Here is a 26,161-nt window from a genome sequence, read left to right as displayed (position 1 = left end):
TATCGACCTGTGATGCTGCCGCCTCAATCTGGGCATGGCGGATCATGGGTGTTCTGCTCCCCCCGTAGAAGCACGATCAACGGCGTCGCTGACTCAGCAGCCCTGCCATCTCAATCTCGATTCGGACCCTAGCACCGAGGCGGCGCTCCGTAAACCAATGGCCAGAGTGGCGAGTTGGCAGGGAAAACGAATGTGACGGATAATCTGTACGACACTTGCGTGTGCTACAGCGGGGGATCTGTTTCACGCCATGTCGCAGGACGGCCGAAGCCTTCCGGCCCGGTGACACCACCCCCGACAGGAGGGTGGCGTCAGGCCGGGCGGAAGGCGGAGGCGGCGGGGATTACTTGCCCTTCGCCGCCGGGTCGGCCTTGGTCAGGGTGCAGACGCCGTCCACGCACTGGCGCTCCAGACGGCCCCGGGAGATGGTCTGCACGAGGCCGACCATCCAGCAGGTGGGGCAGCCGCGGAAGGCGATCAGGGCCAGCGGGGCCGCGAGCAGGGTGGCCGGGCCGTAGACGGGCACCGTCGCGATCGCGCCGATGATCAGCCCGAAGCCGATGAGGCCGCGCGCCAGGTGGCGCGGGACGGACTTGCTGGCGAAGTTCGGCGCCGCGGGCGGGGTCTTGACCTCCGTCGGTGCGATGACCGGGGACTTCGCGCCCTGAGGGGGCTTCACGATGTTCACGGTTTTCATGGTGAGTCTCCTTCGACTGGCTGGTCGATGGCTTGATCTGATGCCTGGTCGGTCGCTTCCAGCGCATGACGCAGCGACGCGCGTGCTCTGTGCAGCCGTGACTTCATCGCGGCGGTGCTCAGGCCGAGCGTCTGGGCGACTGTCCTGCCCGGCAGGCCCTGCACGTCCCGCATGATCAGGACCTGCCGCTGGTCACGGGGAAGGGCGCTGACCGCGGCCGCGATCCGCTCCACCTCCAGCCGGTACAGCACGGCCTCCTCGGCGGAAGGTTCCGCACACGCCTCCGGCTCGGCCGACCCCTCGTCGCGCATGGCGATGAGCAGCCGCACCTGCCGGAGGCATTCGTTGCGCACGATCCGGAACATCCATGAGGCAAGCGCGCCGGTGGCCCGCAAGGTGCCGATCTTCCGGTACAGGATGATCAGCGCCTCCTGTGCGGCGTCCTCCGCGTCCTGCGGCGAGGCGCACAGCGAGATGGCGAACTTGCGCACATGCGGCTGCGATTCCATGACGACGGTGGTGAGCGACGTGACGTCGCCGTCCTGAGCGGCCTTGATCAGCCGCTCGTCAGGCCAGGGGAAGCGTTGGTTCATGTGCTACTCATACCGGAAGGCGCCCCGCGCGCAGGCGCTGGTCAGGTGCGGCTCTTGTTGAAGCGACGCATCAGGTGCCAGCTGCACATACCCACGAGCACGACGCCGACCACGATGATGGCAGTCCACATAGTTCCTCTTCCCTCCGTGTTCCTCCGGCCCGTTCGGCCGGTACACACATAAGAGACGGGGAGGTGCCGAGAGGATTCGCGGTTCTCAGAAGTTTTTTTCGGAACCTGCTCCGGGGCCGGTCGGGAGCAGGTCAGGAGCTGGTCGGGAGCAGGTCAGGAGCCGGTCCTGAGCAGGTCAGCGCCCCCTGAGCAGATCGCCGACCGCCGCGATGCCCTCGGAGATCGCCCGCTCGCCGACGTTCCCGAAGCCCAGGACCAGCCGCACCGGCTCGGGCGCGGGTGAGGTGCGACAGGCGCTCAAGCCGTAGAGCCCGACGGACCGGGCGCGGGCGGCGGCGACCAGGGCCCGCTCGTCGGCCGGTCCGGCGAGGTGCGCCACCGCGTGGAAACCCGCCGCGAGACCGGTCACCCCGGCCTCGGGGGCGTGCTCGGCGAGCGCGGCCACCAGCGCCGAGCGCCGCGCCGAGTAGACCGTCCGCATCCGTCGCAGGTGCCGGTCGAAACGACCGGACTCGATCAGCGTGGCGAGGGCGAGCTGGTCGAGCGTGGGCGAGCCGCGGTCGCTCAGCCGCTTCTGCTCGACGACCGCCCCGGTGAGCGCGGCCGGACAGAGCATCCAGCCGATGCGCAGCGCCGGCGCGAGGGACTTGCTCACGGTGCCCAGGGAGATCACACGGTCGGCGGCGAGCCCCTGCAGGGCACCCACCGGCTCGCGGTCGTAGCGGAACTCGGCGTCGTAGTCGTCCTCGATGATCATCGCGTCCCGGCCGCGGGCCCACTCGATCAGTGCGAGCCGCCGCTCGGGTGCCAGGGGGACACCGGTGGGCCACTGGTGCGCGGGGGTCACGACGACGGCGCGGGCGCCGGTCGCGGCGAGGGCCCGCACGTCGATGCCGTGCTCGTCGACCCGTACGGGGACCGCCGACATGCCCGCCCGGGACGCGGCCGCGGACACCGTGGCCGGTGAGCCCGGATCCTCGTACGCCACCGTGCGGACACCCGTCCCCGCCAGGGCGCGCAGGGCCAGGCCGAGGCCCTGCGCGTAGCCGGAGCAGACGACGGTCCGCTCCGGATCGGCCGCGGCGGCGCGCACGCGCCGCAGATATCCGGCGAGGACCTCGCGGAGCTCCGCACTGCCGCGTGGATCCCCGTATCCGAGCGCCGACGACGGCATGGCGCGCGCCGCCTCTCGGGTGGCCCACAGCCAGTCGGCGAGGGGGAACCCGCTCAAGTCCGGGACGCCCCAGGCGAAGTCGGCGACGAGACGCGGTGATTCCCGGAGCGGTGCGGCGGCCGCCGGCGGTGGCACCGCGCCGGTGGCGACCCGGGTCGCGGAGCCGGCGCGCGTGACGAGGTACCCCTCGGCCTGGAGCTGGGCGTAGCACTCCTGCACGAGCCCGCGCGACACTCCGAGCATCCGGGCGAACTCGCGGGAGGACGGCAGTCGTTCGCCCACCCGCAGGCGCCCGGTCCGGATCGCGTCCCGCAGCCCCAGCTCCACCTGGGACCGCAGCGTCTCGCCGCTGTCCCGGTCGACGACGAGGAGCAGCTCGGGCGACAGACCGGACCACTCCAGAGGCATGGAATCGGATCTTACCGGCGACCGCCCGGCCCCCTAGCGTCGTCCGCGTGACCAAGATGCTCAACTCCCAAGCGGAGGGCGCCGGTTCACGGACGCCCCTGGTGACGCGGCCCCTGCTGCTGCGCTTCGTCTCGATCATCGGCGCCTCGACGAGCTTCTATCTGCTCCTGTCGGTCGTCCCCCTCTACGCCGAGGTGACCGGAGGCGGCCACGGCGACGCCGCCGGCCTCGCCACGGGCACCCTGATGGCGGCCACGGTCGGCGGCGAGCTCGCGACGCCCCGGCTCGTCGACCGGTTCGGCTACCGCGTGACGCTGGTGGCGGGGCTGTTCCTCCTCGGCGCGCCCGCGTTCGCGCTCGCCGCATCCGGGAGCGCGGTCTGGATCGCGGCGGTCTGTGTGCTGCGCGGCCTGGGCTTCGCGTTCACGGTCGTCGCGGGCGGCGCCCTGACGGCCTCGCTCATCCCGGCCGAGCGCCGCGGCGAGGGCCTCGCGCTCGTCGGCATCGTGACGGGGATCCCGTCGCTGGTGGCGCTGCCGCTGGGGGTGTGGCTGGTGTCCCAGGTGGGGTACGGGCCGGTGTTCGCCGCGGGGGCCGTGGCCGCGCTGGCCGCCATCGCCTCGATACCGGGCCTGCCGGACCGCGAGGCGGACTCGGAGAATCGCGACGCGGGCGTGCCGGACGGCGATTGCGGCCCGGCGGACCGCGATACGGGCTCGGTGGACCGCGATACGCGCCCGACGGACCGCGATAAGCGCCCGACGGACCGCGATACGGGCTCGGCGGATCGCGATACCGGCCCGACGGACCACGATGCGGGCCTGACGGACCACCGCGATGCGGGCCTGACGGACCACCGCGATGCGGGCCTGACGGACCACCGCGATGCGGGCTCGGCGGACCACGACGCGGGCTCGGCGGACCGCCGCGACGCAGGCCCGCCGGACCACGACGCGGGCTCGGAACGGCCGATCGGGGTGACCGCCGGTTTCCGCACGCCCGCGTTGGCCCGGCCCACCCTCGTCTTCGCGGCCACCGCGCTCGCCGCCGGAATCCTCGTCACCTTCCTCCCGCTCGCCGTGCCGTCGGCCTCTGCCGGCGTCGTCGCCACGGCCCTGTTCGCCCAGACGGCGGCGGCGACCGCGGCCCGCTGGGTCGCCGGCCGGCACGGCGACCGGCACGGACCGGCCGCGCTCCTCCTGCCCGGCCTCGCCGTCGCGGCCGGCGGAGTGCTGCTCATCTCCCTCGCCCACAGTCCTGTCGCCGTCGTCCTCGGCACGGCGCTGTTCGGGGCGGGCTTCGGCATCACCCAGAACGCCACCCTGACGCTGATGTACGCGCGCGTCCCCGCCTCCGGTTACGGCACGGTCAGCGCCCTGTGGAACTTCGCCTTCGACGCGGGCATGGGCGTCGGGGCCGTCGGCTTCGGGATCCTCGCGGCCCGGACCGGCTATCCGTGGGCCTTCGCCCTCACGGCCGTCCTGATGCTCACGGCCCTCCCCCCGGCCTGGCGCGACCGCCGGGCGGAGGGTGGCCGTGCGTGACGGTCACATGTGCGGCTGGCCGTAGTACCGGGCGAACTGCTCCAGATAGCCGGGCTCCCCGTACTTCGCCTCGTCGAAGTCGGGTGCGTCCTTGATCTGGTCCTTCGTGCGGTCCACGTAGACCTTCTCCTCGGCGGTGTCGATCAGCTCGATCGTCCCGGCGGGGAGGAGTACCCGCCTGCCGAAGATCCAGACTCCGACGTCGACGACGAGGTGGGCCGAGTCGACGTCCTCGGAGTGCTTGTCGATCTTCCCGATGGTGCCGTCGGTGGCCTCGACCTTGTAGCCGATGAGATCGGCGCCCTGCCGGTGTCCGGTGCTCGGGCGGTAGTTCCAGATGTCGAAGTCACTCATGGCGGCACCTCTCCTCCCTCCCCATCCTCCCGTGGCCGACCGGCGCGCGCACGTCGTCACCCGCGGTGACCCGGACCGGCGTGCACGGCGTCGACGACCAGGGCGAGCAGCCGGTCGGGCTGCCCCGAGTGCTCGTCGCGGGCCGTGGACAGGGCGATCCCGACGACCAGCTGGAGCAGGTCGTCGGCGCTGAGGTCGGCGCGCGCCGACCCGTGCCGCTGGGCCCGGGTGAGCAGGCCGGTCCCCGCGTCCAGGATCAGCCGGTGGCAGTCGAGTCCGGGCCCCGCGGCCTCCTCGACGAGGAGGGCGCTGCCCATGCCCTGGTTGACCCGGGCATGCGTGAGGAACGCGCCCAGCCACTCGGCGAGGGCTTCGTCGGGGGAGTCCGCCGCGCGCAGCGCCTCCGCCCGCGCGCACAGCGTCTCGATGCGGTCCCTGAGCAGTGCGGACAGCAGGGCCGGGCGGTTCGGGAAGTGGCGGTAGAGGGTCCCGGGTCCGACCCCGGCCCGGCGGGCGATCTCGTTGAGGGAGGCGCCGGGCCCGGTCTCGGCGAACACGTCCGCCGCCGCCGCGAGGAGGCGCTCCCGGTTGGCGCGTGCGTCGGTGCGCCGGGGGTGCCCGGCGGGGCCTTGAGTGTCGGTCATCGTCCTGTCCTTCGTGATCTCCGGGGTAGCCAAGCGGAGAACCTCTCCGTATCGTAGCGGCGTCGAAGCGGAGAACCTCTCCGTTTCGTCTTTCCGTTGTGCTGCCTGAGGAGTACGGATGACTGTCGAAGCGCGGACCGGGCTCGGCCGGGTCGGGATCTGGACCTTCGCCTACGAAGGGCAGCCCGCCGGGCGCGTACGGGAATCGGCCGCCGAGCTGGAGGAGTCGGGGTACGGGGCCATCTGGTTCGGCGAGGCCTACGGTCGCGACACCTTCGGCCAGGCCTGGCTGCTGCTCTCGGCGACCCGCCGGATCACCGTCGCGTCCGGCATCGCCAACATCGCCTTCCGTGAGCCGATCGCCACCGCCGGCGCGACCCGCACGCTCGGCGAGGCCTTCCCCGGGCGGTACCTCCTGGGCCTGGGCGGTCACCGGGTCGACGACACCGTCCGTGAAGTGGACGGCTACCCCGTGCCGACCCGGGGCAGGGCGCTGCACACGATGCGCGCCTATCTGGACGCGATGGACGCGGCGCCCGTCCACGGGCCCGTGCCGGACCCGGCGCCGCGCCGCGTCCTGGCCGCGCTCGGCCCGAAGATGCTGGAGCTGGCCGCCGAGCGCACCTGGGGCGCGCACCCCTATTTCGTCCCCGTCGAGCACACCGAGCGGGCGCGCAGGATCCTCGGGCCGCACGCCTTCCTCGGGGTGGAGCAGGCCGTCGTCCTCGACACCGACCTCGGCAGGGCCCGGGAGGTCGCCACCGCGCACGTCGCCGGATACGTCGCCGCCGCGGCGCACCAGGTGGCGAACCTCCGCAGGCTCGGCTTCGGCGACGAGGACCTCGTGGGCGGCCCGAGTCGCCGCCTCGTCGACGCGATCGTCGCGTACGGGGACGTGGACGCGATCCGTCGGCGCGTCGTGCGGCACCTGGACGCGGGTGCCGACCACGTCTGCCTCCAGGTGCTGACCGCCGATCCGCTCGCGCTGCCGGACCGGGAGTGGCGCGAGCTCGCCCCGGCGCTGCTCTGACGCCACCAACTCGCCTGTAGGCGAGGGTGGTTGACGAAAGGTCTGGACCAACCTACGGTCTCCTGGAGCGCGCGCCATGCCCAGGATCCCCCACGTCCCCAGGAGCACACGCATGCCAGGCCCTCGGATCACCCGTGTCCTCGGAGCGGGGCTCGTCACCCTGCTCGCCGCCGCCGTCCTCGCCGGCCCCGCCGCCGCCGAAGGCGCCAGGCCCGCCGCCCCGTCCCCGTCGTCCGCGACCGCGGACACCTGCGCCCTCAAGCCGAAGCCCGCCGGGAAGGTGCTCCAGGGGTACTGGGAGAACTGGGACGGCTCGGCCAACGGCGTCCACCCGCCGTTCGGCTGGGCGCCCATCGACGACCCGCGTTTCGCCGCCCACGGCTACAACGTCATCAACGCCGCGTTCCCCGTGATCCGTTCGGACGGGACCGTGCTCTGGGAGGACGGCATGGACAGCGGCGTCCGCGTCGCCACCCCTGCCGAGATGTGCCGCGCCAAGGCGGCCGGGGCGACGATCCTGATGTCGATCGGGGGCGCCGCCGCCGGGATCGACCTGAGCTCCCGCGCCGTCGCCGACCGCTTCGTCGAGACCATCGTGCCGATCCTGACCGCGTACAACTTCGACGGGATCGACATCGACATCGAGACCGGCCTCGTCGGCAGCGGCAGCATCGGCACCCTGTCCGCCTCGCAGGCCAACCTGGTCCGCATCGTCGACGGAGTCCTGGCGCGCATGCCCGCGGGGTTCGGGCTGACGATGGCGCCGGAGACCGCGTACGTCACCGGCGGCAGCGTGGCCTACGGGTCGATCTGGGGCGCGTACCTGCCGATCGTCAAGAAGTACGCGGACAACGGGCGGCTGTGGTGGCTGAACATGCAGTACTACAACGGCAGCATGTACGGCTGCTCCGGTGACTCCTACTCCGCCGGCACGGTCGCCGGGTTCGTCGCCCAGACCGACTGCCTGAACCGCGGGCTCGTCGTCCAGGGCGCCACGATCAAGGTCCCGTACGACAAGCAGGTCCCCGGCCTCCCGGCCCAGCCCGGCGCCGGCGGCGGATACATGGCGCCGTCGGCCGTCGCCCAGGCCTGGAACCACTACGGCGGCTCGCTCAAGGGCCTGATGACCTGGTCGGCCAACTGGGACGGCTCGAAGAACTGGACCTTCGGCAACAACGTCAAGGCCCTTCAAGGACGCTAGTCACCCGGGTCGTCACACCGGCAGCCTCGGACCCCTCGCCTGTTACTTGTCGGTAGGCAATGATGGGGTGACCATCCACACGGCCGGGGGCTGAGGCAACGGTGAAGACTTTCGACGAACGGACCAGGGTGCACGTCTTCCGGGACGACGCCCTGGGAGAGCACGACGCCGTCGGGCTCGCCGAGGCGATCCGGCGCGGCGAGGTCGGCGCCGCGGAGGCGGCCCGGGACGCGGCCGAGCGGGTGCGGGCCGTCGAGGAGCGGCTCCACGCCGTCCAGACGCACGTCGACGCCCCCGTGCCCGGCGCCGCGACCGGCGGCGCCTTCGCGGGCGTCCCGAGCTTCGTCAAGGACAACACCGACCACCAGGGTCTGCCCACCGGCCACGGCAGCGCGGCCTTCACCCCGAGGCCGGCGCGACGGCACGCGCCCTTCGCCCGGCAGTTCCTGAGCAGCGGCGTCACGGTGCTCGGCAAGACCCGCCTGCCCGAGTTCGGCTTCAGCCCCTCCACGGAGTACGAGCACGCCGAGCCCGTCCGCAACCCCTGGAACACCGGCCACTCCGCAGGTGGTTCCTCGGGCGGCAGCGCGGCGCTCGTCGCCGCCGGAGCCGTGCCGATCGCCCACGCCAACGACGGCGGCGGCTCCATACGGATCCCCGCCGCCTGCTGCGGCCTCGTCGGCCTCAAGCCGACCCGGGGCAGGGTCGTGCCGAACGCCCAGAGCCGCCAACTGCCCCTGGACCTCGTCGCCGACGGCATCGTGAGCCGCTCCGTACGGGACACCGCCGCGTTCCTCGCCTCCGCCGAGACGTACTGGCGCAACCCGAAACTGCCGCCCCTCGGCCTGGTCGAAGGCCCCTCCGGGAAGCGGCTCCGCATCGGCCTCCTCCTCGACTCGCCGAACGGCGTCGCCTCCGACACCGCCACCCGCGAGGCCGTCACGGAGACCGCGACGCGGCTCGAACGGCTCGGCCACACCGTCGAGCCGGTCGAGATGACCATCGACCCGCGCTTCACCGAGGACTTCCTCACGTACTGGGGGATGCTGTCCTTCCTCCTCGGCGCCACCGGCCGGACCCTCGGCCCGGACTTCGACCGGCACCGCATGGACGGCCTCAGCCGGGGGCTGCGCGCGACCTACCGGGAGAACTGGCGGCGCACCCCGGGCGTCCTGCGCCGGCTGAAGCGCACGAAGGTGGCGTACGCGGCGGCGTTCCGCGGACTCGACCTCCTCCTCACCCCCGTCCTGGCCCACCCCGCGCCGCCGATCGGCCACCTGGCGCCGACCGTCCCCTACCCGGAGCTCGTCGAAAGGATCCTCGCGTACGTCGCGTTCACCCCGGTCGACAACGTCGTCGGCACCCCGTCGCTCTCGCTGCCCAGCACCCGGGCCACGGACGACGGGCTGCCCATCGGCGTCATGTTCTCCGGCCGGCCCGGCAGCGAACGGACCCTCCTGGACGTGGCGTTCACCCTGGAGGCGGACCGCCCGTTCCGCCGGATCCAGGACCTCTGAGCGCCTCACGGGGGATAGGGCAACAGGTCGAATTCCGGCACGTCGGCCGGGGAGCCGCCCCGGCCGACGGCGGCGGCTCGTCTAGCCTCGGCCGGAACCACGACCCGCCACGAAAAGGGAAGAACATGCCCTCTCGGCTCAACCCGTACATCAGCTTCGACGGCGACGCCCGACCCGCCATGGAGTTCTACAAGGAGGTCTTCGGCGGCACCCTCGCGCTCAACACCTACGGCCAGTCCTTCGGCGGCAAGGAGGCCGGAGACAACGCCGACAAGATCATGCACGGCATGCTGGAGACCGACAGCGGCTTCACCCTCATGGGCGCGGACGTCCCCCCGAACATGCCGCACGAGCCCGGCAACAACATCTCGGTCAGCGTGAGCGGCGAGGACGCCGGCGAGCTGCGCGGCTACTGGGACAAGCTGTCCGGCACCGGCACGGTCGCCGTCCCGCTGGAGAAGCAGATGTGGGGCGACGTCTTCGGCATGTGCACGGACCGCTTCGGCATCACCTGGATGGTCAACATCGTCTCCCCGGAGCACGCCTCCTAGCGCACGACACCGTCGACCCGTTCGGCGAGGCGTGCCATGGCCCGTTCCAGTTCACGGCGCGCCCCGAACGGGACGATCGCGGCGCGCCCCGGGACGCGGACGCCGCCGGTGAGCGCCACCCTGGTCCGGCCGCCCTCGTCCACCGCCGCCATCCCGATGACCAGGAACCGGCTCTGCAGCCAGCACCAGCCCGGCCGCAGCACGCCGTGGAGCCGGGCCCGGAGACCGTAACGGCTGCGGGCGAGGGCCTCCACCCGGTCGCCGTCCCTGCGCACGATCCGCACCGACCGCATGTCCGGCTGGAACTCCCCGAAACCGCCCTCCAGATCGCCCATGACGGCCCACACCGCGTCCAGCGACGCGGGCAGCACCCGCTCCACGATCCGCGCGCCCGGGACAGCGGCGCCCATGACCCGGAGCCGCCGCACGTCGTCGATCATCGCCTCTTCGCCGTTCACGCGGACCACGCCTTTCGGAAGCTCTGCCGTGCCCGGTGCAACCGGGACTTCGCCGTGCCGGCCGGCACCCCGAGGAGCGCCGCCGCGGCCTCCTCGTCCATCCCCTCGACGTCCCGCAGCACCAGCACCGCCCGGTGCGCGGGCGACAGCCGGGCCAGGACGTCGCCGACGTCGGCGGCCAGCTGTGGATCGCCCCGCTCCGGCACGTCCGGGAGCTCCGCGGGCCGCGCCCGCGCCGCCCGCTTGGCGACCCGTACCGCCTCCCGTACGGAGATCGCCCGCACCCACCCGTACAGCGCCTCGGGCTCCCGCAGCGACCTGAGCGAGGTGAAGACGGCGACCAGCGCCTCCTGGGTGGCGTCCGGCCCGTCGTCGAGGGCGATGGGTCCACAGATCCGGGCGATGTACGGGGTGAGGTGGTCGAGCAGGTCGTGCAGGGCCAGGGTGTCGCCGCGCCGCGCGGCCCGGACGAGCGCGACGCCCCGGTCCACGGGACCGGTGGCCTCAGCGGGCGGCACGCAGGGCCGTCCAGCCGAAGACCAGCGACAGCGGCGTGTAGAGCAGCGCGTTCAGCCAGGGGAAGGCCGCCCCGGATCCGTCCCGGCCGACCACGATCCACACCAGACCGGCCGCCCCGCGCAGCAGCATCCCGCCGGCCACGGCGTACGTGACGAGGCGCGGGATCCGGCGGCCGCGGACACCCCGCGCGTGGGCCGCCACGGCGACCGCGGCGCACCCTTCGAGGACGGCCAGCGGCAGCACCACCGCGGGACCGAAGGAGACGACACTGCCGAGGACGGCGAGCGAGAGGCTCCGCTCGTCGGCGGCGGGCCAGGTCAGACCGGTCGCCCAGTAGACGTGCACGAGCGCGAGGACGGCGAGCAGCGCGGCGACCGCCCGCCCGCCGCCGGCCGTACGAGTCCGCTCGATGTCGATGACCGCCATGAGGTCCCCTCCGTATCGGGGTTCGGTAAAGCCGCCGCCGAGGGGCGCCGACACCTTGAGGAGGACCCGGACCGGGCAGGGGTTCCCTGTGATCCGGGTCACATGCGCCTGGTGGGCTAGTCACCGATCTCGACCGCGCGGGCCCACTCCGGCGGCCCGGCCGGCACATGGTCGGGATCGTCCTCGCTCCACGAACGCCACCTCCGCGCGCGGGGGAAGAGACCCACCACCGTCCGGCAGGCGGGGCGCGTGGCCGGCCACGGCGTCTGACCGTCGGTCAGGACCACCAGCACGTCCGGGCGCGGGCGCGCCCGCAGCGCCGCGGCGAAACCCGTGCGCAGATCCGTACCGCCGCCGCCCATCAGCGGGATGCCCTCCGCCCTGCACAGGGGGTGGACGATCCGCGCCGCCGCGTCGCACGGCAGGACGGTCACCAGATCGCGCCGGCCGCCCAGCACCCGGGAGATCGCCGCCACCTCCAGGAGCGCGCTGCCCAGCTCGGCGTCGCTCACCGAGCCCGAGGTGTCGATGACGACCGAGACCCGGGGCGGGCTGCGCCGCAGACTCGGCAGCACCGCCCCCGGCACCGACGCCGAACGCCGCGAAGGCCGCCCGTACGAGTAGTCGTCCCCGGCACCGGAACCGTACGCCGCCGACCTGACCGCCGCCCCGAGCAACTCCCGCCACGCCTGCGGCGGATGGAACGCCTCCTCCGCCCAGCGCCGCCACCCCGCCGGGGTGCTGCCCGGCCGTCCGGTGATGGCCTGGGCCACCCGGAACCGCACGGCGTCCTGCTCCTGGGCGCTCAGCCCGTCGGCGCCGTCCGCGCCGAGGTCCCAGGCCCGGTCGAGGCCGTCGGCGCCGCTGCCGCAGTCCAGCCAGCCCACGTCCCTGGTCCGCGAGCCGAGCTGGAACTGCCGCAGGTAGTCCTCCATCAGCTCCCCCTCGGGAAGGCCGAGGAGCTGGGGATGCACGGCCCCCTCCGGCCTGGGGAGGCCGTCGCCGAACACGTCGTCGTTGATCTCGCAGTCCGCGGCGATGTTCATCCGCAGCCGCTCGCCCGCACCCGTCAGACCCCGCTCCCGCGCCACCCGGTCGCTGCGCCCGTGGTGGTCGCGGAGCAGATGCGTCACCTCGTGCACCCACACCCCGGCGAGCTCCTCCACCGGGGTGCGGTCGACGAAGCCCGGCGAGACGTAGCAGCGCCAGTGACGGTCCACCGCCATCGTCGGCACCTCCCGCGACTCCACGGTGTGCAGGGCGAACAGCGCGGTCGCCAGATACGGCCGGACCCGCACGGCGTGCAGCCGGGCCGCGTACAGCTTCTCCCGATCGAGCGCCGAGGCGTCCTGTGTGTCCGGACTCATCGCCCCACACCCGCCGAACCCGCGCCCGCGCCGGCCCCGACGCGGTCGCCCGCCCGGTCCGCGCGCCGGGACAGGGACACGACGCCGGCCAGCCGCTCGATCGACTCCGGAACGTCCCAGTCCTCCCGGCGCAGCCCCGCGAGCGTCGTCGCCGGCACGACCACCAGATCCGGAGCCCCTGACGCGAGGGCGCGGGCGAGCAGCGCCCACGCCGCGTCCCAGCGGGACTTCTCCGGACGCCGGGCGACCGCTGCGACGACCCCCTCCAGCGCGGCCAGGCGGCGGTCGCCGCGCTCGGGCAGCCCGGCGCCCTCGGGGTCGGCGAGGAGCAGTTCGGGATCGGGGAGGTCCATCCGGTCGAGCCAGGCGAGGAGTTCGAGCCCCGGCCCGTCCCCGACGACCCCGCGCACCAGCTCCGAGAGCACGTCCCGGGACACCCCCGCTGCGGTCGCGAAGGCGACGAGCCGCAGCGCCATCTCCCAGCTCCGCGGCGAGGGCCAGGCGCCGCCCCGCAGCGTCTCACCGCCGGGCAGCCGGTGCACGAGCGCCGGACGGGCCGTCAGCAGACCGCAGACCGCCCGCCGGGCCACGTCCACGGCCTCCGTCAGCTTCGCCGGGTCGAGGCGGGGGAGCGTGGCGCGCGGCCAGACACCCCCTAGGCCGCGGACCACGACCTCGGCGTCGTGCGTCCACCGCAGATGGACGAAACGGTTCGCGAGCGGCGGGCTCAGCTCCCAGCCGTCGGCGGCCGAGGACCGCGGATTGGCGGCGGCCACGATCCGTACGTCGGGGGGAAGGACGAGCGTCCCGACCCGCCGCTCAAGGACGAGCCGGAGCAGGGCCGCCTGGACGGCCGGGGGAGCGGTGGACAGCTCGTCCAGGAACAGCAGGCCCCGGCCGGCCCGTACCAGCCGCACGGCCCACTCGGGCGGCGCCATCGGCACGCCCTGTTCCGCGGGGTCGTCGCCGACGACGGGCAGGCCGGAGAAGTCGGTGGGCTCGTGCACGCTCGCGATGACGGTGGTGAGCGGCAGGTCGAGCGAGGCGGCGAGCTGCGTCAGGGCTGCGGTCTTGCCGATGCCCGGCTCACCCCACAGGAGCACCGGAAGGTCGGCGGCGACCGCCAGGGTCAGCGCCTCCAGCTGGGGGTCGGGTCGGGGCTCGGTGTCGGTGTCGCGCAGGAGGGACAACAGGGCACCGGCGACGTCGAGTTCGGTGGCCGGGGCAGGGCAGGAGGGCAGGGCTGTGGGCATGGGAGATCACCTGGGGAAGAGAGGGGAGACGAGGGTTTCGTCAGCGGGATGCGGAGGTGGCCTGGCGCGGGCGAGGGCCGCGCGTGAGCGTGCGGCGGCTGTCCGGACGCGTCCGGCGGGTGGATACGGAAGGGGGCGCGAGCTCCCGGCCGGGCGCGGGGCCCGCGAGCCCGGCCCGGTAGAGCCCGTACGTGACGCGCCGCCGCGCCGCCGCGTCCAGCGCGTCCCGGAGCGCGCCGTCGCGCAGCAGCGCGGCGGGCCCGAGGAGGCCTTCGACGACGGCCAGCGCACCGGCGATGTCGCCGTGGTCGAGCCGCTCGCGGACACCGGTGAGACGGTCCGGACGCCGGTGCGCCTCGTCGACGGCCCGTACGCAGGGGAGCGCCGTGCCGGTCAGGGCGACGAGGAGCTCCTCGCGCCGCAGCTCGGCCGGATCGTGGTCGAGCGGTGTCAGCACGCCGTCGACCAGGCCGATCCGGTGCCGGGCGCCCCGGCAGTCGACGAGGCGCGGCGCGCCCGCCCGGTCGGGTGGCCGGGGCGGGCCGTTCGGTGCATGACCGGGTACGAGCGCGGCGGCGACCAGCGGGTGCAGTTGCCCGGCCTCGACGAGACCGGCGCGCAGCAGCTCCAGATCGGGCGGCAGCCAGGTGGCCGCGTCCGGCAGGACGGGCACCGGGTCGAACGCCCGCCGGGCGGGTGCGTCCCCGACGCGGGCCCCCGACGGATCGGCGTCCAGGAGGAACCGCCGCCCCCTGCCGAGGCGTACGGCCACCGGGCCCGCCGGCCGGCCCTCGGCGCGCAGCAGGATCGCCGCCTCGGCCGCCCACCGGTCCACCGCGCAGTGGAGTCCGCCGCGCGGCAGACCCGGCCGCGGGAGGTGCGAGGACGGTCCGTCGGCCCCGGAACGGGTGCGCAGTTCGGCGGCCCGGCTCGCGTCCCAGAGGTGCCGGTGCAGGTCGAGCCGGAACCGCGGGTGCGGATGGGGATGCGGGTGGGCGGGCGCCGGGCCGGTGCCGGGCGCGCCCGGGTCCCGGAGCGCGAGGCTGATGCGCTGTCCGGCATCCGCCCAGGCGGGCGCGGTCCGGGCCACCAGGTGCACGGGCCCCGTACCGTCGCGTCCCCCGGTGTCGTACCGGGCGAGGGCGACGGTGAGGCCCGGGCGCAGCAGCCCGTCCGGGGCGATCCTCGGCAGGTGCCAGCGCAGCAGGTCCGGGGCCAGGCGGCGCAGATCGGCCCGCACGCGGGACGCGAGTTCCGTGCCGTGACCGCGAGCCAGGGCGCGGAGGTCGAGATCGACGTCGACGTGCGCGGCGGCGCAGGCCCCCGCCCAGTCCCCGGCCTCACGGCGGGCGGTCGCGGTCTCGATCATGGAGGGCGGCACGGCGAACTCGCGCACGCGCAGCCAGCGGGAGAGGTGGGAATCCTCGTACGCAAGGGGAGTGGCCATCAGCACTCACCTGTTGCGGACGGGACCCCCGATCTGAGAGAGGAGTAAGTCGTCATCACGATCACCATACGGCCTTTCCGCGGGTGTGGCCACGCTCTTTTCCTCACGGGCGGTGTTCAGAGGGCACCCGTGCCGTCCAGTCCGTCGCGCGCCCGTGCGTACGGCTCGGGATGGTCCGCGGCGCCGGGCAGGGACAACGCGGTCCGGAACTCCTCGTGGGCCTCGTCCCGGCGGCCCGCCGCCGCGTAGGTGCTGCCGAGACGGACGCGGATCTCCATCTCCAGCCAGGTGCTGGTGTGTTCGGTGAGCGTGGACAGGGCCTCGTGGTGGGTCTCGACGGCGGCGCCCAGCCGCCCCTGCCCGTGCTCGGCGGCGGCCAGCTGGGACAGCGCCGCCGCGCGCAGCGGCATGTCCCCCGCCTGGCCGGCGAGTTCGACGGCCCGCCGCAACAGGCGGGCGCTCTCCGCGGGGCGGCCGAGCGCGAGGTGGGCGCAGGCGACGAAGCACAGGGACTGGGCGATCGTCCGGGGCCGGCCGTTCTTCTCGGCCAGGGCGAGGGCGGCGCCGTACTGGTCGAGCGCCTCCTCGTGCCGTCCGCGCAGGGCGTGGATGGCGCCGAGGTTGCAGGTCGAGACCCCGGTCAGCCAGTCGTCGCCGAGCCCGGCGGCCAGCTCCAGGGCCCGGCTCAGCTGGCCGACGGCCTCCTCGACCCGGCCCAGCGGCCACAGCGCGACGCCCGTCCCCGCGATCGCGCGGGCCTCGTTCCGCGGGTCCCCCTGGTCACGGGCGTGCCGCAGCGCCTCCGCGAACCAGGCGTGCGCCTGCCGGAACCGTCCCCGGTGGATGTCGACGATCCCCATGGACGCGCGCAGCGCCGAGGGGAGGCGCCGATCGTCGGCCAAGTCAGCGCACGGCAGCGCGAGTTCGAGCGCCGCGCGGGCCTCGTGGTGGAGTCCCCGGCGGAGCTGGTGGTCCACCAGGGCCTCGGCGAGCAGGCAGGCGTGGTCGTACGCGCCCGAGGCGACCGCGGAGGCCACCACGTCGAGCAGCTCTCCGCCCGCGGCGTCCAGCCACTCCGAGGCCTCCCGCTGGCCCCCGAAGGGAGACCCCGCGGTGCCGTGGGCTGAGCCGGTGCCGGTGCCGGTGCCGGTGCCGGTGCCGGTGGCGGTGGCGGTGCCGGTGGCGGTGTCTGTGTCTGTGTCTGTGCCGGTGCCGGTGGCGGTGTCTGTGTCTGTGCCGGTCGGGATGGTCTCCGGGCCCCAGTCGCCCGCCATCCGGCCCGCCGCCGTGTAAAGCCGCAGGAGGGCCACCCGGTCCGCGGCCGCCTCCTCGGGTGCGGCGGCGGCGAGCTGCCGCGCATGGGCCCGGACGAGATCGTGCAGCCTGTACCGGCCGGGATGCGGCTCCTGGAGCAGGCTCGCGTCGACCAGGTCCTCCAGGACCGCATCGGCCTCCGCGCGGGAGCGGCCGAGGGCGGCAGCCAGTCCGAGGCCGTCGAAACGGACGGTCGGGACGACTCCCAACACCCGGAACCCGCGCCTCAGTTCCGGTTCGAGGCGGTCGTACGAGAGCCGGAAGGCGGCCTCCACGCTGCGGTCCTCCACCCGCAGCTCGCCGAGGCCCCGCACGTCGTCGGACATCCGGCCGGCCAGGAACGCGAGGGTCCAGGACGGGCGGTTCTGCAACCGCGCGCTCGCGATCCGCAGCGCGAGCGGCAGACCGGCGCACCGCCGCGCGAGCTCCAGGGCGGCCTCCGGCTCACGGTCCGCCCGGGAGGCCCCGAGGAGCGTGCGGAGCAGGCGGACCGCCTCGCCGGTGTCCAGCGGCTCCACGGTGAGCCGCGCCTCGGCGTCGAGGCCGGGCAGCCGCTGCCGGCCCGCCACCAGGACGCGGCTGCCCGGGCCCGCCGGCAGCAGCGGACGGACCTGCTCGGCGCTCCGGGCGCCGTCCACGACGAGCAGCAGCCGCAGCCCGCTCGTGGCCGCGCGCCAGGCCGTGACGAGGTCGGTCAACTCGTCGGCCTCTGTGGGTAGTTCCTCGTCGCTGCCGCCCCGCACCGTGCGGAGCAGCCGGCGCAGCGCCCGGTGCGGGCCGGCGGCGCCGTACGCCTCCAGGTCCACGAACAGGCAGCCGTCGGGATGGTCGCCGGCGAGCGCCCAGGCGGCGCGCACGACGAGAGCGGTCTTGCCGACCCCCGCCGTGCCGTCCACGGTCATCACGGACACCGCTCCGGGGTGGACGGGACCGGTGAGGACGGCGAGTTCGGCTTCGCGCCCGACCAGACAGGCGGTGTCACCGGGGAGTTCGTTGTGCCGGGGGAGCGGCGTGTCGGCACCTGGGCGAACGGGTCCGTCCACGTCGACGTCACCGCCCCCGCCGGGGCGCACCGGCCCCGCACCCTCACCGACGTGCTCGGGCTCCGCCGCCCGCACCGCCCCCCGGCCGAGGAGCAGCGCGTCGTCCCGGCGCAGGACGGCCTGGTGGACGCGGCGGAGGTCCTCGCCGGGTTCCACGCCCAGTTCGTCGAGGAGCCGGTCGCGGGTCTCGTGGTAGACGGCGAGCGCCTCGGCCTGCCGGCCGCTGCCGTAGAGCGCGCGCATGCGGAGCGCGGCGAGCGGTTCGTCGTACGGCAGGGCCAGCGGCGCCGCCATGAGGGCGTCGAGGGCCTCCGGGTGGCGTCCGAGCAGGACGAGGCACTCCGCGTGCTCCTGGTGCAGGGCCCGCCGCAGCCGCGTGAGCCGCTGCCGCTCGGTGTCGGCGAGCGGCCCCGGCAGGCCGGGCAGGGGCTCGCCGCGGAGCAGCGCCAGGGCCCGGCCGCCCGCGTCGAGCGCGGCGGCGAGGTCGCCCGAGGCCTTCGCCCGCCGGGCGCGGGCCGCCTGCTCGGCGAGCTCGGCGAGGTCGGTGCGGGTCCCGGCGGGCTCGAAGCGGTAGCCGCCGCGCCCGCCGCCGATCACCGACCTGCCGGGACCGGTGTCCGGCGCGTCCAGCGCCCTGCGGAGCGCGTACACGTAGCTGGGCAGCACGCGGTGGCCCGTGCCGGGCGGTTCGGCGCCCCAGACGTCGTCGAGGAGCTGCCGGTACGTGACGAAGCCCGGGGCGCGCAGGACCAGGGCGGCGAGCACCGCCTGCCGTCGGATCGGGCCGAGGGCGACCGGGACGTCGCCGCGCAGGGCCCGGACGGGGCCGAGCAGGTCGATCCGCAAGGGCCCGCTCCGGCCCGTCGGCTGCACACTCACGTCCCCGCCCCCACGTCCCCGTACGTCCGGTGCCCGCACCGCTGCCCATGACCTTCGCTTCAGCAGCATTTCATCGGCCTTCCAGCGGGCCGCGCCAGGGTGGCTCGTCGGGCCGGCTGCCGCCGTGGGGGCGGCAGCCGGCCCGCGTCGTCGCACAGTGAGGAGACAAGGTCATGTCACAGGCCGGCAGCACGCCCGGCGCGCGGCCCACCCGCCGCGCGGGCCGAGGGGAGCGCTACCGGGTGACACACCCGTTCTCCGCGCGGGACCGCGCGGATCGGTGGGGTGCCTGATCCGCTCGTGAACGACAGCCCTGACGACCGTGGTTCGGGTGATCCCGCGCGGGACCCCGACCGCCTCAACTATGTTACTGACGTGGACCAGTTGATCACCGAAGATCCGACCCGCATCGGCCCCTACCGTCTCATCGCCCGTCTGGGCGCCGGAGGGATGGGCCTTGTGTACCTCGGCCGGTCCGAGGCCGGGCGCACGGTCGCCGTGAAGGTGGTGCAGGCCGAGCACGCGCAGCACCCCGAGTTCCGCCGGCGCTTCGCGCGCGAGGTGGAGGCCGCCCGGCGGGTGGGCGGGGAGTGGACGGCGGCCGTGCTCGACGCCGACACCGAGGCGCCGGTGCCGTGGGTGGCGACGCAGTACATCCCCGGGCCCGACCTGACGACCGTCGTCGCGAAGGACTTCGGCCCGCTGCCCGAGCACTCGGTCCGCGTCCTCGCCAACCGGCTCGCCGTCGCGCTGCAGTCCGTGCACGCGGCGGGACTGATCCACCGCGATCTGAAGCCGTCCAACGTGCTCGTGACCGTGGACGGGCCGCGCGTGATCGACTTCGGCATCGCGCGGGCCATGGACGGCCTCGGCGGGGACAGCCTGCACACCCGTACGGGCATGCTGATCGGCTCCCCCGGCTTCATGTCGCCCGAGCAGGTGCGCGGCCTCGAACTCACCCCGGCCAGCGACGTGTTCTGCCTGGGCGCGGTCCTCGTGTACGCCTCCACCGGCCGGCTCCTCTTCGGCGCCACCGACACCGGGCTCAGCGCGCACCTCTTCCGGATCGCGGAGGACGAGCCGGACCTGACGGGCGTGCCGGACTCGCTGATCGATCTCGTACGGTCCTGCCTGCACAAGGATCCCGCCCGGCGGCCGACACCCGCGGACGTGGCGGCACGCACGGCGGCGGACCTCTCCGAGGAGTGGCTGCCCGGCACCGTACTCGCCCAACTCGGCCGTCACGCCGCCCGGTTGCTCGACTTCGCGCCCGAGACCCGGGCCGCACCGCAGGACCCGCGGATCCCGGCCCAGCACACCGCCGGTCCCCGGCCGGTCCCTCCGCAGCCCGCGTACAGCCCGACCGCGCCGGTGGGCCAGGCCCCGGTGCCGCCGGGCTTCGGGCCGGCCCTCGGCACCGTGCCCGGCGCCTGGGGGGCGCCCACCGCCCCGGCCGGCCTGCCGGGCCCGTCGCCCCGGCGGTGGTGGGGCCTGGTCGCCGCCGTCCTCGCGCAGTTCCTGGTCCTCGTCGGGGCGATGAGCACGAACGTCACGTTGCCGATCATCCAGGCCGACCTGGGACTCTCGTTCGACGACCTCGGTCTTGTGTCGTACTCCTATGACATCGCCTTCGGTGCCGTGCTGCTGCTCTGCGGACACCTCGCCTCTCGCCTGGGCCGCAAACGGATGGTGATCATCGGATCGGTGGGCTTCGCCGTGGCCTCCGCGGTCGGTGGAGCCGCCCCGTCGGGCGGAGTGCTCATCGCGGCGCACGCCCTCCAGGGCGTGTTCGCCGCACTGCTCTCCTCGGCAGCCCTCGCCCTGGTGGCCGACGGCTTCACCGACCCCAAGGCGCGTGGTACGGCCTTCGGCGTCTACGCCGTGTTCGCGGGCGGCGGCCTCGCCGTCGGCGGGTTCGTGGGCAGCTGGCTGGCCTCCTACGTGAGCTGGCACTGGAGCCTGTACGCCGCGGTACCGCTCGCCCTGATGGCCGTGGTCCCCGCCGCCCTCGTCGAGGACGACCGGTCGGCCCGTACCCCCGCCCGCCCCGACGTACCGGGCCTGCTGCTCGGCACCGGCGCGCTGGCCGCCCTCTCCCTCGGCTTCCGTCAAGCCGAGGACACCCCCGGCGTCTTCGGCCTGGCCGGCGGCGGCTGGATCTCACCCCTGACCCTGCTGCTCCTGCTCGCCGGCGCTGCCCTCCTGGCGGCCTTCGTGTGGCGGCAGACCCGGACGAGCAGCCCCCTGGTCGATCCCGGGCTCTTCCGGGACCGTGACCGCGCGGGCTCCCTCCTCGCGCTCCTGCTCGCCGGCGTGGGCACGCCCACCCTGTTCCTGACCCTGTCCCTCTACCTCCAGAGCGACCTCGACTACACCCCGTACGACCTGGGCGTGGCCCTGCTCCCCCTGGGCGGCGCCGTCCTCGTCGCCACCCAGGTCGCCGGCCGCCTCCAGGGCCGGATCGCGCCCCGGCTCCTCGCCGTCCCGGGTCTCGTCCTCGCCGCCGCCGGCCTGGGACTCCTGGCCGGCCTGGGGCTCGACAGCTCGTACGCCTCCGCCGTCCTGCCCGGCCTCGTCCTCCTCGGCCTCGGTATCGGCACGGCCCTCGGGCCGCTGCTTGCCACCGCGACCGGAACGAGCGGCTTCCAGGGCTCCGGCGGCACGGCGGCGACCGTGCTCGCGGCCCAGGGCTTCGGCGGCTGGCCGGCCTTCCCGCTCTTCACCGGCATCGCGCCCCTGGGCGGCTACGCCGCCGTCCTCTGGACCGTCGCCGGCTTCCTGCTCCTCGCGAGCCTCGTGGCGGGTCTGATGGTCAGGACGGGCGCCCCGCAGCGGGACCGCTGAGGGTGAGGTCGTCGTCGGCGAGGTCGTACACCGCGACCTCGCCGGGTCAGCGGCCCGGCCCCGGGAGGAACCTCGCCGACTTCTCGGCGAGCACGCCCGCCAGGAACTCGGCGGCGTCGTCCGGCCGCATCCGGGCCAGCGAGACCATGCCGGTGATCACCGCGTCGGCGACCTCCTCCTGGACGTGCTCCCAGGTGTGGCTGCGACCCTTCCGCGGGTTCGTCGCCCGGACGCCGATGACGGCCTGCGCGGCCTCGCCGACCTCCTCGGAGAGCTTGAGGACCTGAAGGGTCCACTGCTCCTCCGACGCCAAACCGCGCTCGGAGTCCAGGCGGGTGAACAGCGCGGCGAGCGAACCGATCGTGTCCCACGGGGTGTCGGCCTGCATGAGCCCTCCTCGGATGAAGGTGAAGGTGACGACGGACAGCCTGCCCGCCCGTCACCGGGCTCAACGACGGGGCGCCGCGCCAGGGCCCACGTTTTCGAGACGGATCAGCCGCCGCGGCGCACCTTCGCCGCCCGGCGGGCCTCTGCGGTCTGGCGGGCCTCGGCGGCGCGCCGGGACTCGTTCTTCGCGCGTCCCGGCCGTCCCGGGACGGTGCCCATGCCCCGGAAGGCCGCACCTCCGCGCTTGGTGCCCTCCTGGCTCGGCGCGCTGCCGGCGACCGGCACGCCCGAGGGCTTGCGGGCGCCCGTGATACGGGTCAGCTCGGCCTCGCCGGAGCGGACCCGGGTGACGCGGGGCCTGATGCCCGCCTCCGTCATGAGGCGGGCCACGTCCTGGCGCTCGTCCGGCGTGACCAGCGTGACGACGACGCCCGACTCGCCGGCGCGCGCGGTGCGGCCGCCGCGGTGCAGGTAGTCCTTGCCGTCGGCGGGCGGGTCGACGTTGACGACGAGGTCGAGCTCGTCGACGTGGATGCCGCGCGCCGCCACGTCCGTGGCGACCAGGACATTGATCTCGCCGGTCCTGAACCGGTCCAGGGTCCGGGTCCGCAGCGGCTGCGACTTGCCGCCGTGCAGCGCCGCCGCGTGCACGCCACTGCCGAGGAGGTGCTTGGTGAAGCGGTCCACGGAGGCCTTCGTGTGCAGGAACATGATCACGCGCCCGTCGCGGGCCGCGATCTCCGTGGCGGTGGCGAACTTGTCCGGCCCGTGCACGTGCAGCACGTGGTGCTCCATCGTGGACACGGCGGCGGCCGGGGGATCGACGGAGTGCGCGGCCGGGTCCTGGAGGTAGCGCTCGACCAGGGCGTCGACGTCACGGTCGAGCGTGGCCGAGAACAGCATCCGCTGGCCGCCCTGCGGCACCAGGTCGAGGAGCTCCGTGACCTGCGGCAGGAAGCCCATGTCGGCCATCCGGTCGGCCTCGTCGAGGACGGTGACGGCCACCCGGTCGAGACGGCAGTCCTTGCGCTCGACGAGGTCCATGAGCCGGCCCGGGGTGGCGATCAGGACCTCGGCCCCGTCGCGCAGCGCGGTCGCCTGCCGTCCGATCGACATGCCGCCGACCACGGTCGCCAGGCGCAGCCTCAGAGCCTCGGCGTACGGGGCGAGGGCGTCGGTGACCTGCTGGGCCAGCTCGCGGGTGGGGACCAGGACCAGGGCGAGCGGCTTGCGCGCTTCGGCCCGGCGCCCGGCGGTGCGCGCGAGGAGCGGCAGGCCGAACGCGAGCGTCTTGCCGGATCCGGTCTGCCCGCGGCCGAGGACGTCACGGCCCGCGAGGGCGTCCGGCAGCGTCGCGGCCTGGATCGGGAAGGGGGTCTCGACACCCTGGCGGGTGAGCTCCGCGAGCACCTCGGCGGGCAGGGCGAATCCGGCGAAGGTCACGGCCTCGGCGGCAGCGTCCTTGGGGGGCGTGGTGGTCATGCGGCACCTGGTCCGTGGAGAAGTCTGGAAAAAGCGACGGGCCGGGGCCCCCACCACACGGGTGGGGACACCGGCCGCGTCGGACGTGTCAACGTCAGGCGGGGAGGATGTTCTCCGCCTGCGGGCCCTTCTGGCCCTGCGTGACGTCGAAGGTGACCTTCTGGCCTTCCTGGAGCTCACGGAAGCCGGAGGTCGCGATGTTGGAGTAGTGGGCGAACACGTCCGGGCCGCCACCCTCCTGCTCGATGAAGCCGAAGCCCTTTTCCGAGTTGAACCACTTCACGGTGCCGTTAGCCATGACATATCTCCTTCGGGGCGTAGCCCTGGGAGCCGCACTGTGCGACCCCCGGCGTCGCCGTGATGATTGCCCCGTCCGGAAAACCGCACCGAAAACACATCAAGTGCCTGGCGATGTCGAATCGCCGAAGGCACTTGTTAGTTCATTGGGAACCACGACTGCAACTGAGATCGACTGTAGCACGACGCCGCCGGACGTGCACGAAGAATGTCCGATTTGCCGTCAAGGTGAACAGGACTGTGATCAGCAGCGCCCAGGCGCCGAACTTCGTCAGGGAGACCGGCTGCCAGCCGTTCAGCTGGTCCGGATAGCTCCAGGCGCCGACGTACGTGGCGGCGTTCTCGGCGACCCAGAGGAAGAAGCCGATCAGGACGAAGGAGAGGGCCAGCGGCATCCGCAGGTCGCTCTCGCCGACCCGGAAGCGCACCCAGGTCCCCGCCGTCGCGGCGAGCAGCAGCGCGGCGAGCGCCCAGCGGGCGTCGGGCAGCCAGTGGTGGCTGAGGAAGTTCACGTAGACCGCCGCTGCGAGGACCGCCGTGATCCGGGGCCGATAGCCGGTGAGCCGCAGGTCGAACAGGTGCCAGGCCCGGCAGATGTAGCTGCCGACCGCCGCGTACATGAATCCGCCGTACAGCGGCACGCCGCCGACCTTCGTCAGGGCGTCCTCCGGATAGCTCCACGAGCCCATCCGCACCTTGACCAGCTCGAAGAGGAGGCCGATGGCATGGCATCCGGCGATCACGGCGACGTCCCGGCCGGTGTCCCAGCCGAGCCGCCACGCCAGGACCGTGAGCCCGACGCCGTACAGGAGCAGCAGGTCGTAGCGGGCGACCGGCAGGTCGGGCAGGAGGGCCGAGGCGGCGATGCCGCCGACGAGCGCGACCGCGAAGGCGCAGCAGCGCGCCTCCAGGACCGCGAAGCGCAGCAGCTGGCGTATCCCGTGGGTGAGCGTGTCCATGGCGGGAGGGACGCCGCAGGGACGTGTGCGGTTCGCGGGCCGCGTCCACGGCGAACGGCGGAGCGCCGCACTCCCCGTGCGGGGAATGCGGCGCTCCGCCGTGCTGTCGCTGCTCGCGGGAGAAGCGGGAGGATCAGACCGCCGGAACCGGGAAGGTCGGGTACTCCACACCGGAGACGTGCTGGACGACCCGGATGACCTGGCACGAGTAGCCGAACTCGTTGTCGTACCACAGGTACAGGATCGCGTTGTCGCCGTCGACCTTGGTCGCGCCGGCGTCGACGATGGACGCGTGGCGCGAGCCGACGAAGTCCATCGAGACGGCGTCGGGGGCCGTGGTGAAGTCGATCTGGCGCTTCAGCGGCGAGTGCAGCGAGACGTCGCGGAGGTACTCGAGGACTTCGTCGCGGGTGGTCTCGCGGCCCAGGCGCAGGCTCAGGATGGCGATCGAGACGTCCGGGACGGGGACGCGGATCGAGCTGCCGGTGATCGGGGCCTTCAGGTCGGGCAGCGCCTTGGCCACGGCGGAGGCGGCGCCCGTCTCCGTGATGACCATGTTGAGCGGCGCGGAACGGCCGCGGCGGTCGGCCTTGTGGTAGTTGTCGAGGAGGTTCTGGTCGTTCGTGAACGAGTGGACCGTCTCGACGTGACCGCGCAGCACGCCGTACTCGTCGTCCATGGCCTTGAGCGGCGGGACGATGGCGTTGGTGGTGCAGGAGGCGCAGGACAGGATCTGCTCGTCCGGCTTCACCGTGTCGTGGTTGACGCCGTGCACGATGTTCGGCACGTCACCCTTGCCGGGCGCGGTCAGGACGACCTTGTCGATGCCGGGGCGCAGGTGCTTGGAGAGGCCCTCGCGGTCCCGCCACTTGCCGGTGTTGTCGATCAGGATGGCGTCGTTGATGCCGTACGCCGTGTAGTCGACCTCGGAGGGGTCGTTGGCGTAGATCACCTTGATCGTGTTGCCGTTGGCGACGATGGTGCTGTTCGCCTCGTCGACCGTGATCGTGCCCTGGAACTGGCCGTGGATGGAGTCGCGGCGCAGCAGCGAGGCGCGCTTCACGAGGTCCTGGTCGCCGCCGCCGCGGACGACGATCGCGCGCAGGCGCAGACCGTTGCCCGAACCGGCCTTCTCGATGAGGAGGCGGGCGACGAGGCGGCCGATGCGGCCGAAGCCGTAGAGGACGACGTCGCGTCCGTCACGGCGCTCGATCTTGTTCTCACCGGTGGCGCCGGCGACGGCCTGGGCGGTGAACTCCGCCACCGACAGACCGCGGTCGTCGGTCTTGTAGTCCGCGGCCAGCACACCGATGTCGATCTGGCAGGGGCCCAGGTCGAGGGTGGTGAGCGTCTCGAGGAACGGCAGGGTCTCGGTGACCGAGAGCTCCTCGCCGTCGATCTGCCGGGCGAAGCGGTGGGTCTTGAGGATGCTGACCACCGACTTGTTCACCAGGGAGCGGCTGTGGACCAGGACGGTGACGTCCTGCTCCCGGTGCAGCTTCCCGATGATCGGGATCATCGACTCCGCGATCTCCTCGCGGTTCTTCCAACTGGTGAACGAGTCGTCATTGACAGTCACAAGATTATCTTTCGAGCTAGGCGGCGCTCATATGGTAACCCCCGGCCGGTTTGATCAATCAAG

The 26,161-nt window shown here is 73.7% G+C and carries 23 protein-coding genes; 6 read left to right on the top strand and 17 right to left on the bottom strand.

The window, feature by feature from the left end; all coding sequences use genetic code 11:
- Positions 1–343: 343 nt before the first annotated feature.
- From ACZ7HT_RS09940 to pdxR, 3 genes are all read right to left on the bottom strand, one after another.
- Positions 344–697 carry a hypothetical protein gene (locus tag ACZ7HT_RS09940; RefSeq protein ID WP_471162346.1) on the bottom strand — a complete coding sequence of 118 codons (354 nt, stop codon included), beginning with the start codon at positions 695–697 and terminating at the stop codon, positions 344–346.
- Positions 694–1,290 carry an RNA polymerase sigma factor gene (locus tag ACZ7HT_RS09935; protein ID WP_471162344.1) on the bottom strand — a complete coding sequence of 199 codons (597 nt, stop codon included), beginning with the start codon at positions 1,288–1,290 and terminating at the stop codon, positions 694–696. The genes ACZ7HT_RS09940 and ACZ7HT_RS09935 overlap by 4 nt, the downstream gene beginning before the upstream one ends.
- A gap of 306 nt (positions 1,291–1,596) precedes the next feature.
- Positions 1,597–3,003, bottom strand: coding sequence for a MocR-like pyridoxine biosynthesis transcription factor PdxR (pdxR, locus tag ACZ7HT_RS09930; protein WP_471162341.1), 1,407 nt, complete (start codon positions 3,001–3,003; stop codon positions 1,597–1,599).
- Between the two features lie 56 nt (positions 3,004–3,059).
- Here pdxR and ACZ7HT_RS09925 point away from each other — a divergent pair, with 56 nt between their 5' ends.
- Positions 3,060–4,547: an MFS transporter gene (locus ACZ7HT_RS09925; protein WP_471163084.1), complete on the top strand. Its 1,488-nt coding sequence runs from the start codon at positions 3,060–3,062 to the stop codon at positions 4,545–4,547.
- A 3-nt stretch (positions 4,548–4,550) separates the two neighbouring features.
- Here the strand turns inward: ACZ7HT_RS09925 and ACZ7HT_RS09920 are convergent, their stop codons facing one another.
- Both ACZ7HT_RS09920 and ACZ7HT_RS09915 read right to left on the bottom strand, forming a co-directional pair.
- Complete coding sequence (locus ACZ7HT_RS09920; RefSeq protein ID WP_471162339.1) at positions 4,551–4,901, bottom strand: PRC-barrel domain-containing protein; 351 nt, start codon at positions 4,899–4,901, stop codon at positions 4,551–4,553.
- Positions 4,902–4,957: 56 nt separating this feature from the next.
- The gene (locus ACZ7HT_RS09915; RefSeq protein WP_471162336.1) at positions 4,958–5,545 is read right to left on the bottom strand and encodes a TetR/AcrR family transcriptional regulator; all 588 of its coding nucleotides are present in this window, start codon (positions 5,543–5,545) and stop codon (positions 4,958–4,960) included.
- A 118-nt stretch (positions 5,546–5,663) separates the two neighbouring features.
- On the opposite strand from ACZ7HT_RS09915, the gene ACZ7HT_RS09910 reads away from it, so the two are divergent.
- The 4 genes from ACZ7HT_RS09910 to ACZ7HT_RS09895 all read left to right on the top strand — a co-directional run bounded on the left by ACZ7HT_RS09910 (position 5,664) and on the right by ACZ7HT_RS09895 (position 9,844).
- Positions 5,664–6,575, top strand: coding sequence for a TIGR03620 family F420-dependent LLM class oxidoreductase (locus ACZ7HT_RS09910; RefSeq protein ID WP_471162333.1), 912 nt, complete (start codon positions 5,664–5,666; stop codon positions 6,573–6,575).
- 112 nt (positions 6,576–6,687) lie between these two features.
- Positions 6,688–7,776, top strand: a complete 1,089-nt coding sequence (locus ACZ7HT_RS09905; protein WP_471162330.1) for a chitinase — start codon at positions 6,688–6,690, stop codon at positions 7,774–7,776.
- A 101-nt stretch (positions 7,777–7,877) separates the two neighbouring features.
- Positions 7,878–9,293, top strand: a complete 1,416-nt coding sequence (locus ACZ7HT_RS09900; RefSeq protein ID WP_471162327.1) for an amidase — start codon at positions 7,878–7,880, stop codon at positions 9,291–9,293.
- A 125-nt stretch (positions 9,294–9,418) separates the two neighbouring features.
- A complete protein-coding gene (locus ACZ7HT_RS09895; protein WP_471162324.1) occupies positions 9,419–9,844 on the top strand; it encodes a VOC family protein in 426 nt (141 codons plus the stop codon).
- Here the strand turns inward: ACZ7HT_RS09895 and ACZ7HT_RS09890 are convergent.
- The 7 genes from ACZ7HT_RS09890 to ACZ7HT_RS09860 all read right to left on the bottom strand — a co-directional run bounded on the left by ACZ7HT_RS09890 (position 9,841) and on the right by ACZ7HT_RS09860 (position 18,550).
- A complete protein-coding gene (locus ACZ7HT_RS09890; protein WP_471162322.1) occupies positions 9,841–10,302 on the bottom strand; it encodes a hypothetical protein in 462 nt (153 codons plus the stop codon). The genes ACZ7HT_RS09895 and ACZ7HT_RS09890 overlap by 4 nt on opposite strands.
- Positions 10,299–10,820 (bottom strand): RNA polymerase sigma factor, encoded by a 522-nt coding sequence (locus ACZ7HT_RS09885; protein ID WP_471162319.1) that lies wholly within the window; start codon positions 10,818–10,820, stop codon positions 10,299–10,301. The genes ACZ7HT_RS09890 and ACZ7HT_RS09885 overlap by 4 nt, the downstream gene beginning before the upstream one ends.
- Positions 10,807–11,247: a DUF3995 domain-containing protein gene (locus ACZ7HT_RS09880; protein WP_471162316.1), complete on the bottom strand. Its 441-nt coding sequence runs from the start codon at positions 11,245–11,247 to the stop codon at positions 10,807–10,809. The genes ACZ7HT_RS09885 and ACZ7HT_RS09880 overlap by 14 nt, the downstream gene beginning before the upstream one ends.
- A 116-nt stretch (positions 11,248–11,363) precedes the next feature.
- Positions 11,364–12,614 (bottom strand): vWA domain-containing protein, encoded by a 1,251-nt coding sequence (locus ACZ7HT_RS09875; RefSeq protein ID WP_471162313.1) that lies wholly within the window; start codon positions 12,612–12,614, stop codon positions 11,364–11,366.
- Entirely contained in the window at positions 12,611–13,867 is a 1,257-nt protein-coding gene (locus tag ACZ7HT_RS09870; protein ID WP_471162310.1) for an AAA family ATPase, read from the bottom strand. Before ACZ7HT_RS09870 ends, ACZ7HT_RS09875 begins: the two co-directional genes overlap by 4 nt.
- Before the next feature lie 40 nt (positions 13,868–13,907).
- Entirely contained in the window at positions 13,908–15,314 is a 1,407-nt protein-coding gene (locus ACZ7HT_RS09865) for a hypothetical protein (protein WP_471162308.1), read from the bottom strand.
- A 116-nt stretch (positions 15,315–15,430) separates the two neighbouring features.
- On the bottom strand, positions 15,431–18,550 hold the full coding sequence (locus tag ACZ7HT_RS09860; protein ID WP_471162305.1) for an AfsR/SARP family transcriptional regulator: 3,120 nt from the start codon (positions 18,548–18,550) through the stop codon (positions 15,431–15,433).
- A 375-nt stretch (positions 18,551–18,925) separates the two neighbouring features.
- Between ACZ7HT_RS09860 and ACZ7HT_RS09855 the strand changes: the two genes are divergently transcribed.
- Positions 18,926–21,394: an MFS transporter gene (locus ACZ7HT_RS09855; RefSeq protein WP_471162302.1), complete on the top strand. Its 2,469-nt coding sequence runs from the start codon at positions 18,926–18,928 to the stop codon at positions 21,392–21,394.
- Between the two features lie 46 nt (positions 21,395–21,440).
- Here the strand turns inward: ACZ7HT_RS09855 and ACZ7HT_RS09850 are convergent, their stop codons facing one another.
- From ACZ7HT_RS09850 to ACZ7HT_RS09830, 5 genes are all read right to left on the bottom strand, one after another.
- The gene (locus ACZ7HT_RS09850) at positions 21,441–21,782 is read right to left on the bottom strand and encodes a MazG-like family protein (RefSeq protein ID WP_471162299.1); all 342 of its coding nucleotides are present in this window, start codon (positions 21,780–21,782) and stop codon (positions 21,441–21,443) included.
- A gap of 104 nt (positions 21,783–21,886) precedes the next feature.
- Positions 21,887–23,263: a DEAD/DEAH box helicase gene (locus tag ACZ7HT_RS09845; protein ID WP_471162296.1), complete on the bottom strand. Its 1,377-nt coding sequence runs from the start codon at positions 23,261–23,263 to the stop codon at positions 21,887–21,889.
- A gap of 94 nt (positions 23,264–23,357) precedes the next feature.
- Positions 23,358–23,561: a cold-shock protein gene (locus ACZ7HT_RS09840; protein ID WP_015031667.1), complete on the bottom strand. Its 204-nt coding sequence runs from the start codon at positions 23,559–23,561 to the stop codon at positions 23,358–23,360.
- Between the two features lie 142 nt (positions 23,562–23,703).
- Positions 23,704–24,519: a DUF817 domain-containing protein gene (locus ACZ7HT_RS09835; RefSeq protein ID WP_471162293.1), complete on the bottom strand. Its 816-nt coding sequence runs from the start codon at positions 24,517–24,519 to the stop codon at positions 23,704–23,706.
- Between the two features lie 133 nt (positions 24,520–24,652).
- Positions 24,653–26,098, bottom strand: coding sequence for a glyceraldehyde-3-phosphate dehydrogenase (locus tag ACZ7HT_RS09830; protein ID WP_471162290.1), 1,446 nt, complete (start codon positions 26,096–26,098; stop codon positions 24,653–24,655).
- Positions 26,099–26,161: the final 63 nt, after the last annotated feature.

The sequence above is a fragment of the Streptomyces sp. NPDC037410 genome (assembly GCF_055602235.1).
The sequence above is the reverse complement of the archived record's forward strand: the minus strand, read 5'-3'. Positions and strand labels throughout refer to the sequence as shown.

What these genes read in the sequence shown, in the direction of transcription:
- ACZ7HT_RS09940 (WP_471162346.1), bottom strand. Translation starts at nt 697, where the DNA reads ATGAAAACCGTGAACATCGTGAAGCCCCCTCAGGGCGCGAAGTCCCCG.
- ACZ7HT_RS09935 (WP_471162344.1), bottom strand. Translation starts at nt 1,290, where the DNA reads ATGAACCAACGCTTCCCCTGGCCTGACGAGCGGCTGATCAAGGCCGCT.
- pdxR (WP_471162341.1), bottom strand. Translation starts at nt 3,003, where the DNA reads ATGCCTCTGGAGTGGTCCGGTCTGTCGCCCGAGCTGCTCCTCGTCGTC.
- ACZ7HT_RS09925 (WP_471163084.1), top strand. Translation starts at nt 3,060, where the DNA reads ATGCTCAACTCCCAAGCGGAGGGCGCCGGTTCACGGACGCCCCTGGTG.
- ACZ7HT_RS09920 (WP_471162339.1), bottom strand. Translation starts at nt 4,901, where the DNA reads ATGAGTGACTTCGACATCTGGAACTACCGCCCGAGCACCGGACACCGG.
- ACZ7HT_RS09915 (WP_471162336.1), bottom strand. Translation starts at nt 5,545, where the DNA reads ATGACCGACACTCAAGGCCCCGCCGGGCACCCCCGGCGCACCGACGCA.
- ACZ7HT_RS09910 (WP_471162333.1), top strand. Translation starts at nt 5,664, where the DNA reads ATGACTGTCGAAGCGCGGACCGGGCTCGGCCGGGTCGGGATCTGGACC.
- ACZ7HT_RS09905 (WP_471162330.1), top strand. Translation starts at nt 6,688, where the DNA reads ATGCCAGGCCCTCGGATCACCCGTGTCCTCGGAGCGGGGCTCGTCACC.
- ACZ7HT_RS09895 (WP_471162324.1), top strand. Translation starts at nt 9,419, where the DNA reads ATGCCCTCTCGGCTCAACCCGTACATCAGCTTCGACGGCGACGCCCGA.
- ACZ7HT_RS09880 (WP_471162316.1), bottom strand. Translation starts at nt 11,247, where the DNA reads ATGGCGGTCATCGACATCGAGCGGACTCGTACGGCCGGCGGCGGGCGG.
- ACZ7HT_RS09875 (WP_471162313.1), bottom strand. Translation starts at nt 12,614, where the DNA reads ATGAGTCCGGACACACAGGACGCCTCGGCGCTCGATCGGGAGAAGCTG.
- ACZ7HT_RS09870 (WP_471162310.1), bottom strand. Translation starts at nt 13,867, where the DNA reads ATGCCCACAGCCCTGCCCTCCTGCCCTGCCCCGGCCACCGAACTCGAC.
- ACZ7HT_RS09865 (WP_471162308.1), bottom strand. Translation starts at nt 15,314, where the DNA reads ATGGCCACTCCCCTTGCGTACGAGGATTCCCACCTCTCCCGCTGGCTG.
- ACZ7HT_RS09850 (WP_471162299.1), bottom strand. Translation starts at nt 21,782, where the DNA reads ATGCAGGCCGACACCCCGTGGGACACGATCGGTTCGCTCGCCGCGCTG.
- ACZ7HT_RS09845 (WP_471162296.1), bottom strand. Translation starts at nt 23,263, where the DNA reads ATGACCACCACGCCCCCCAAGGACGCTGCCGCCGAGGCCGTGACCTTC.
- ACZ7HT_RS09840 (WP_015031667.1), bottom strand. Translation starts at nt 23,561, where the DNA reads ATGGCTAACGGCACCGTGAAGTGGTTCAACTCGGAAAAGGGCTTCGGC.
- ACZ7HT_RS09835 (WP_471162293.1), bottom strand. Translation starts at nt 24,519, where the DNA reads ATGGACACGCTCACCCACGGGATACGCCAGCTGCTGCGCTTCGCGGTC.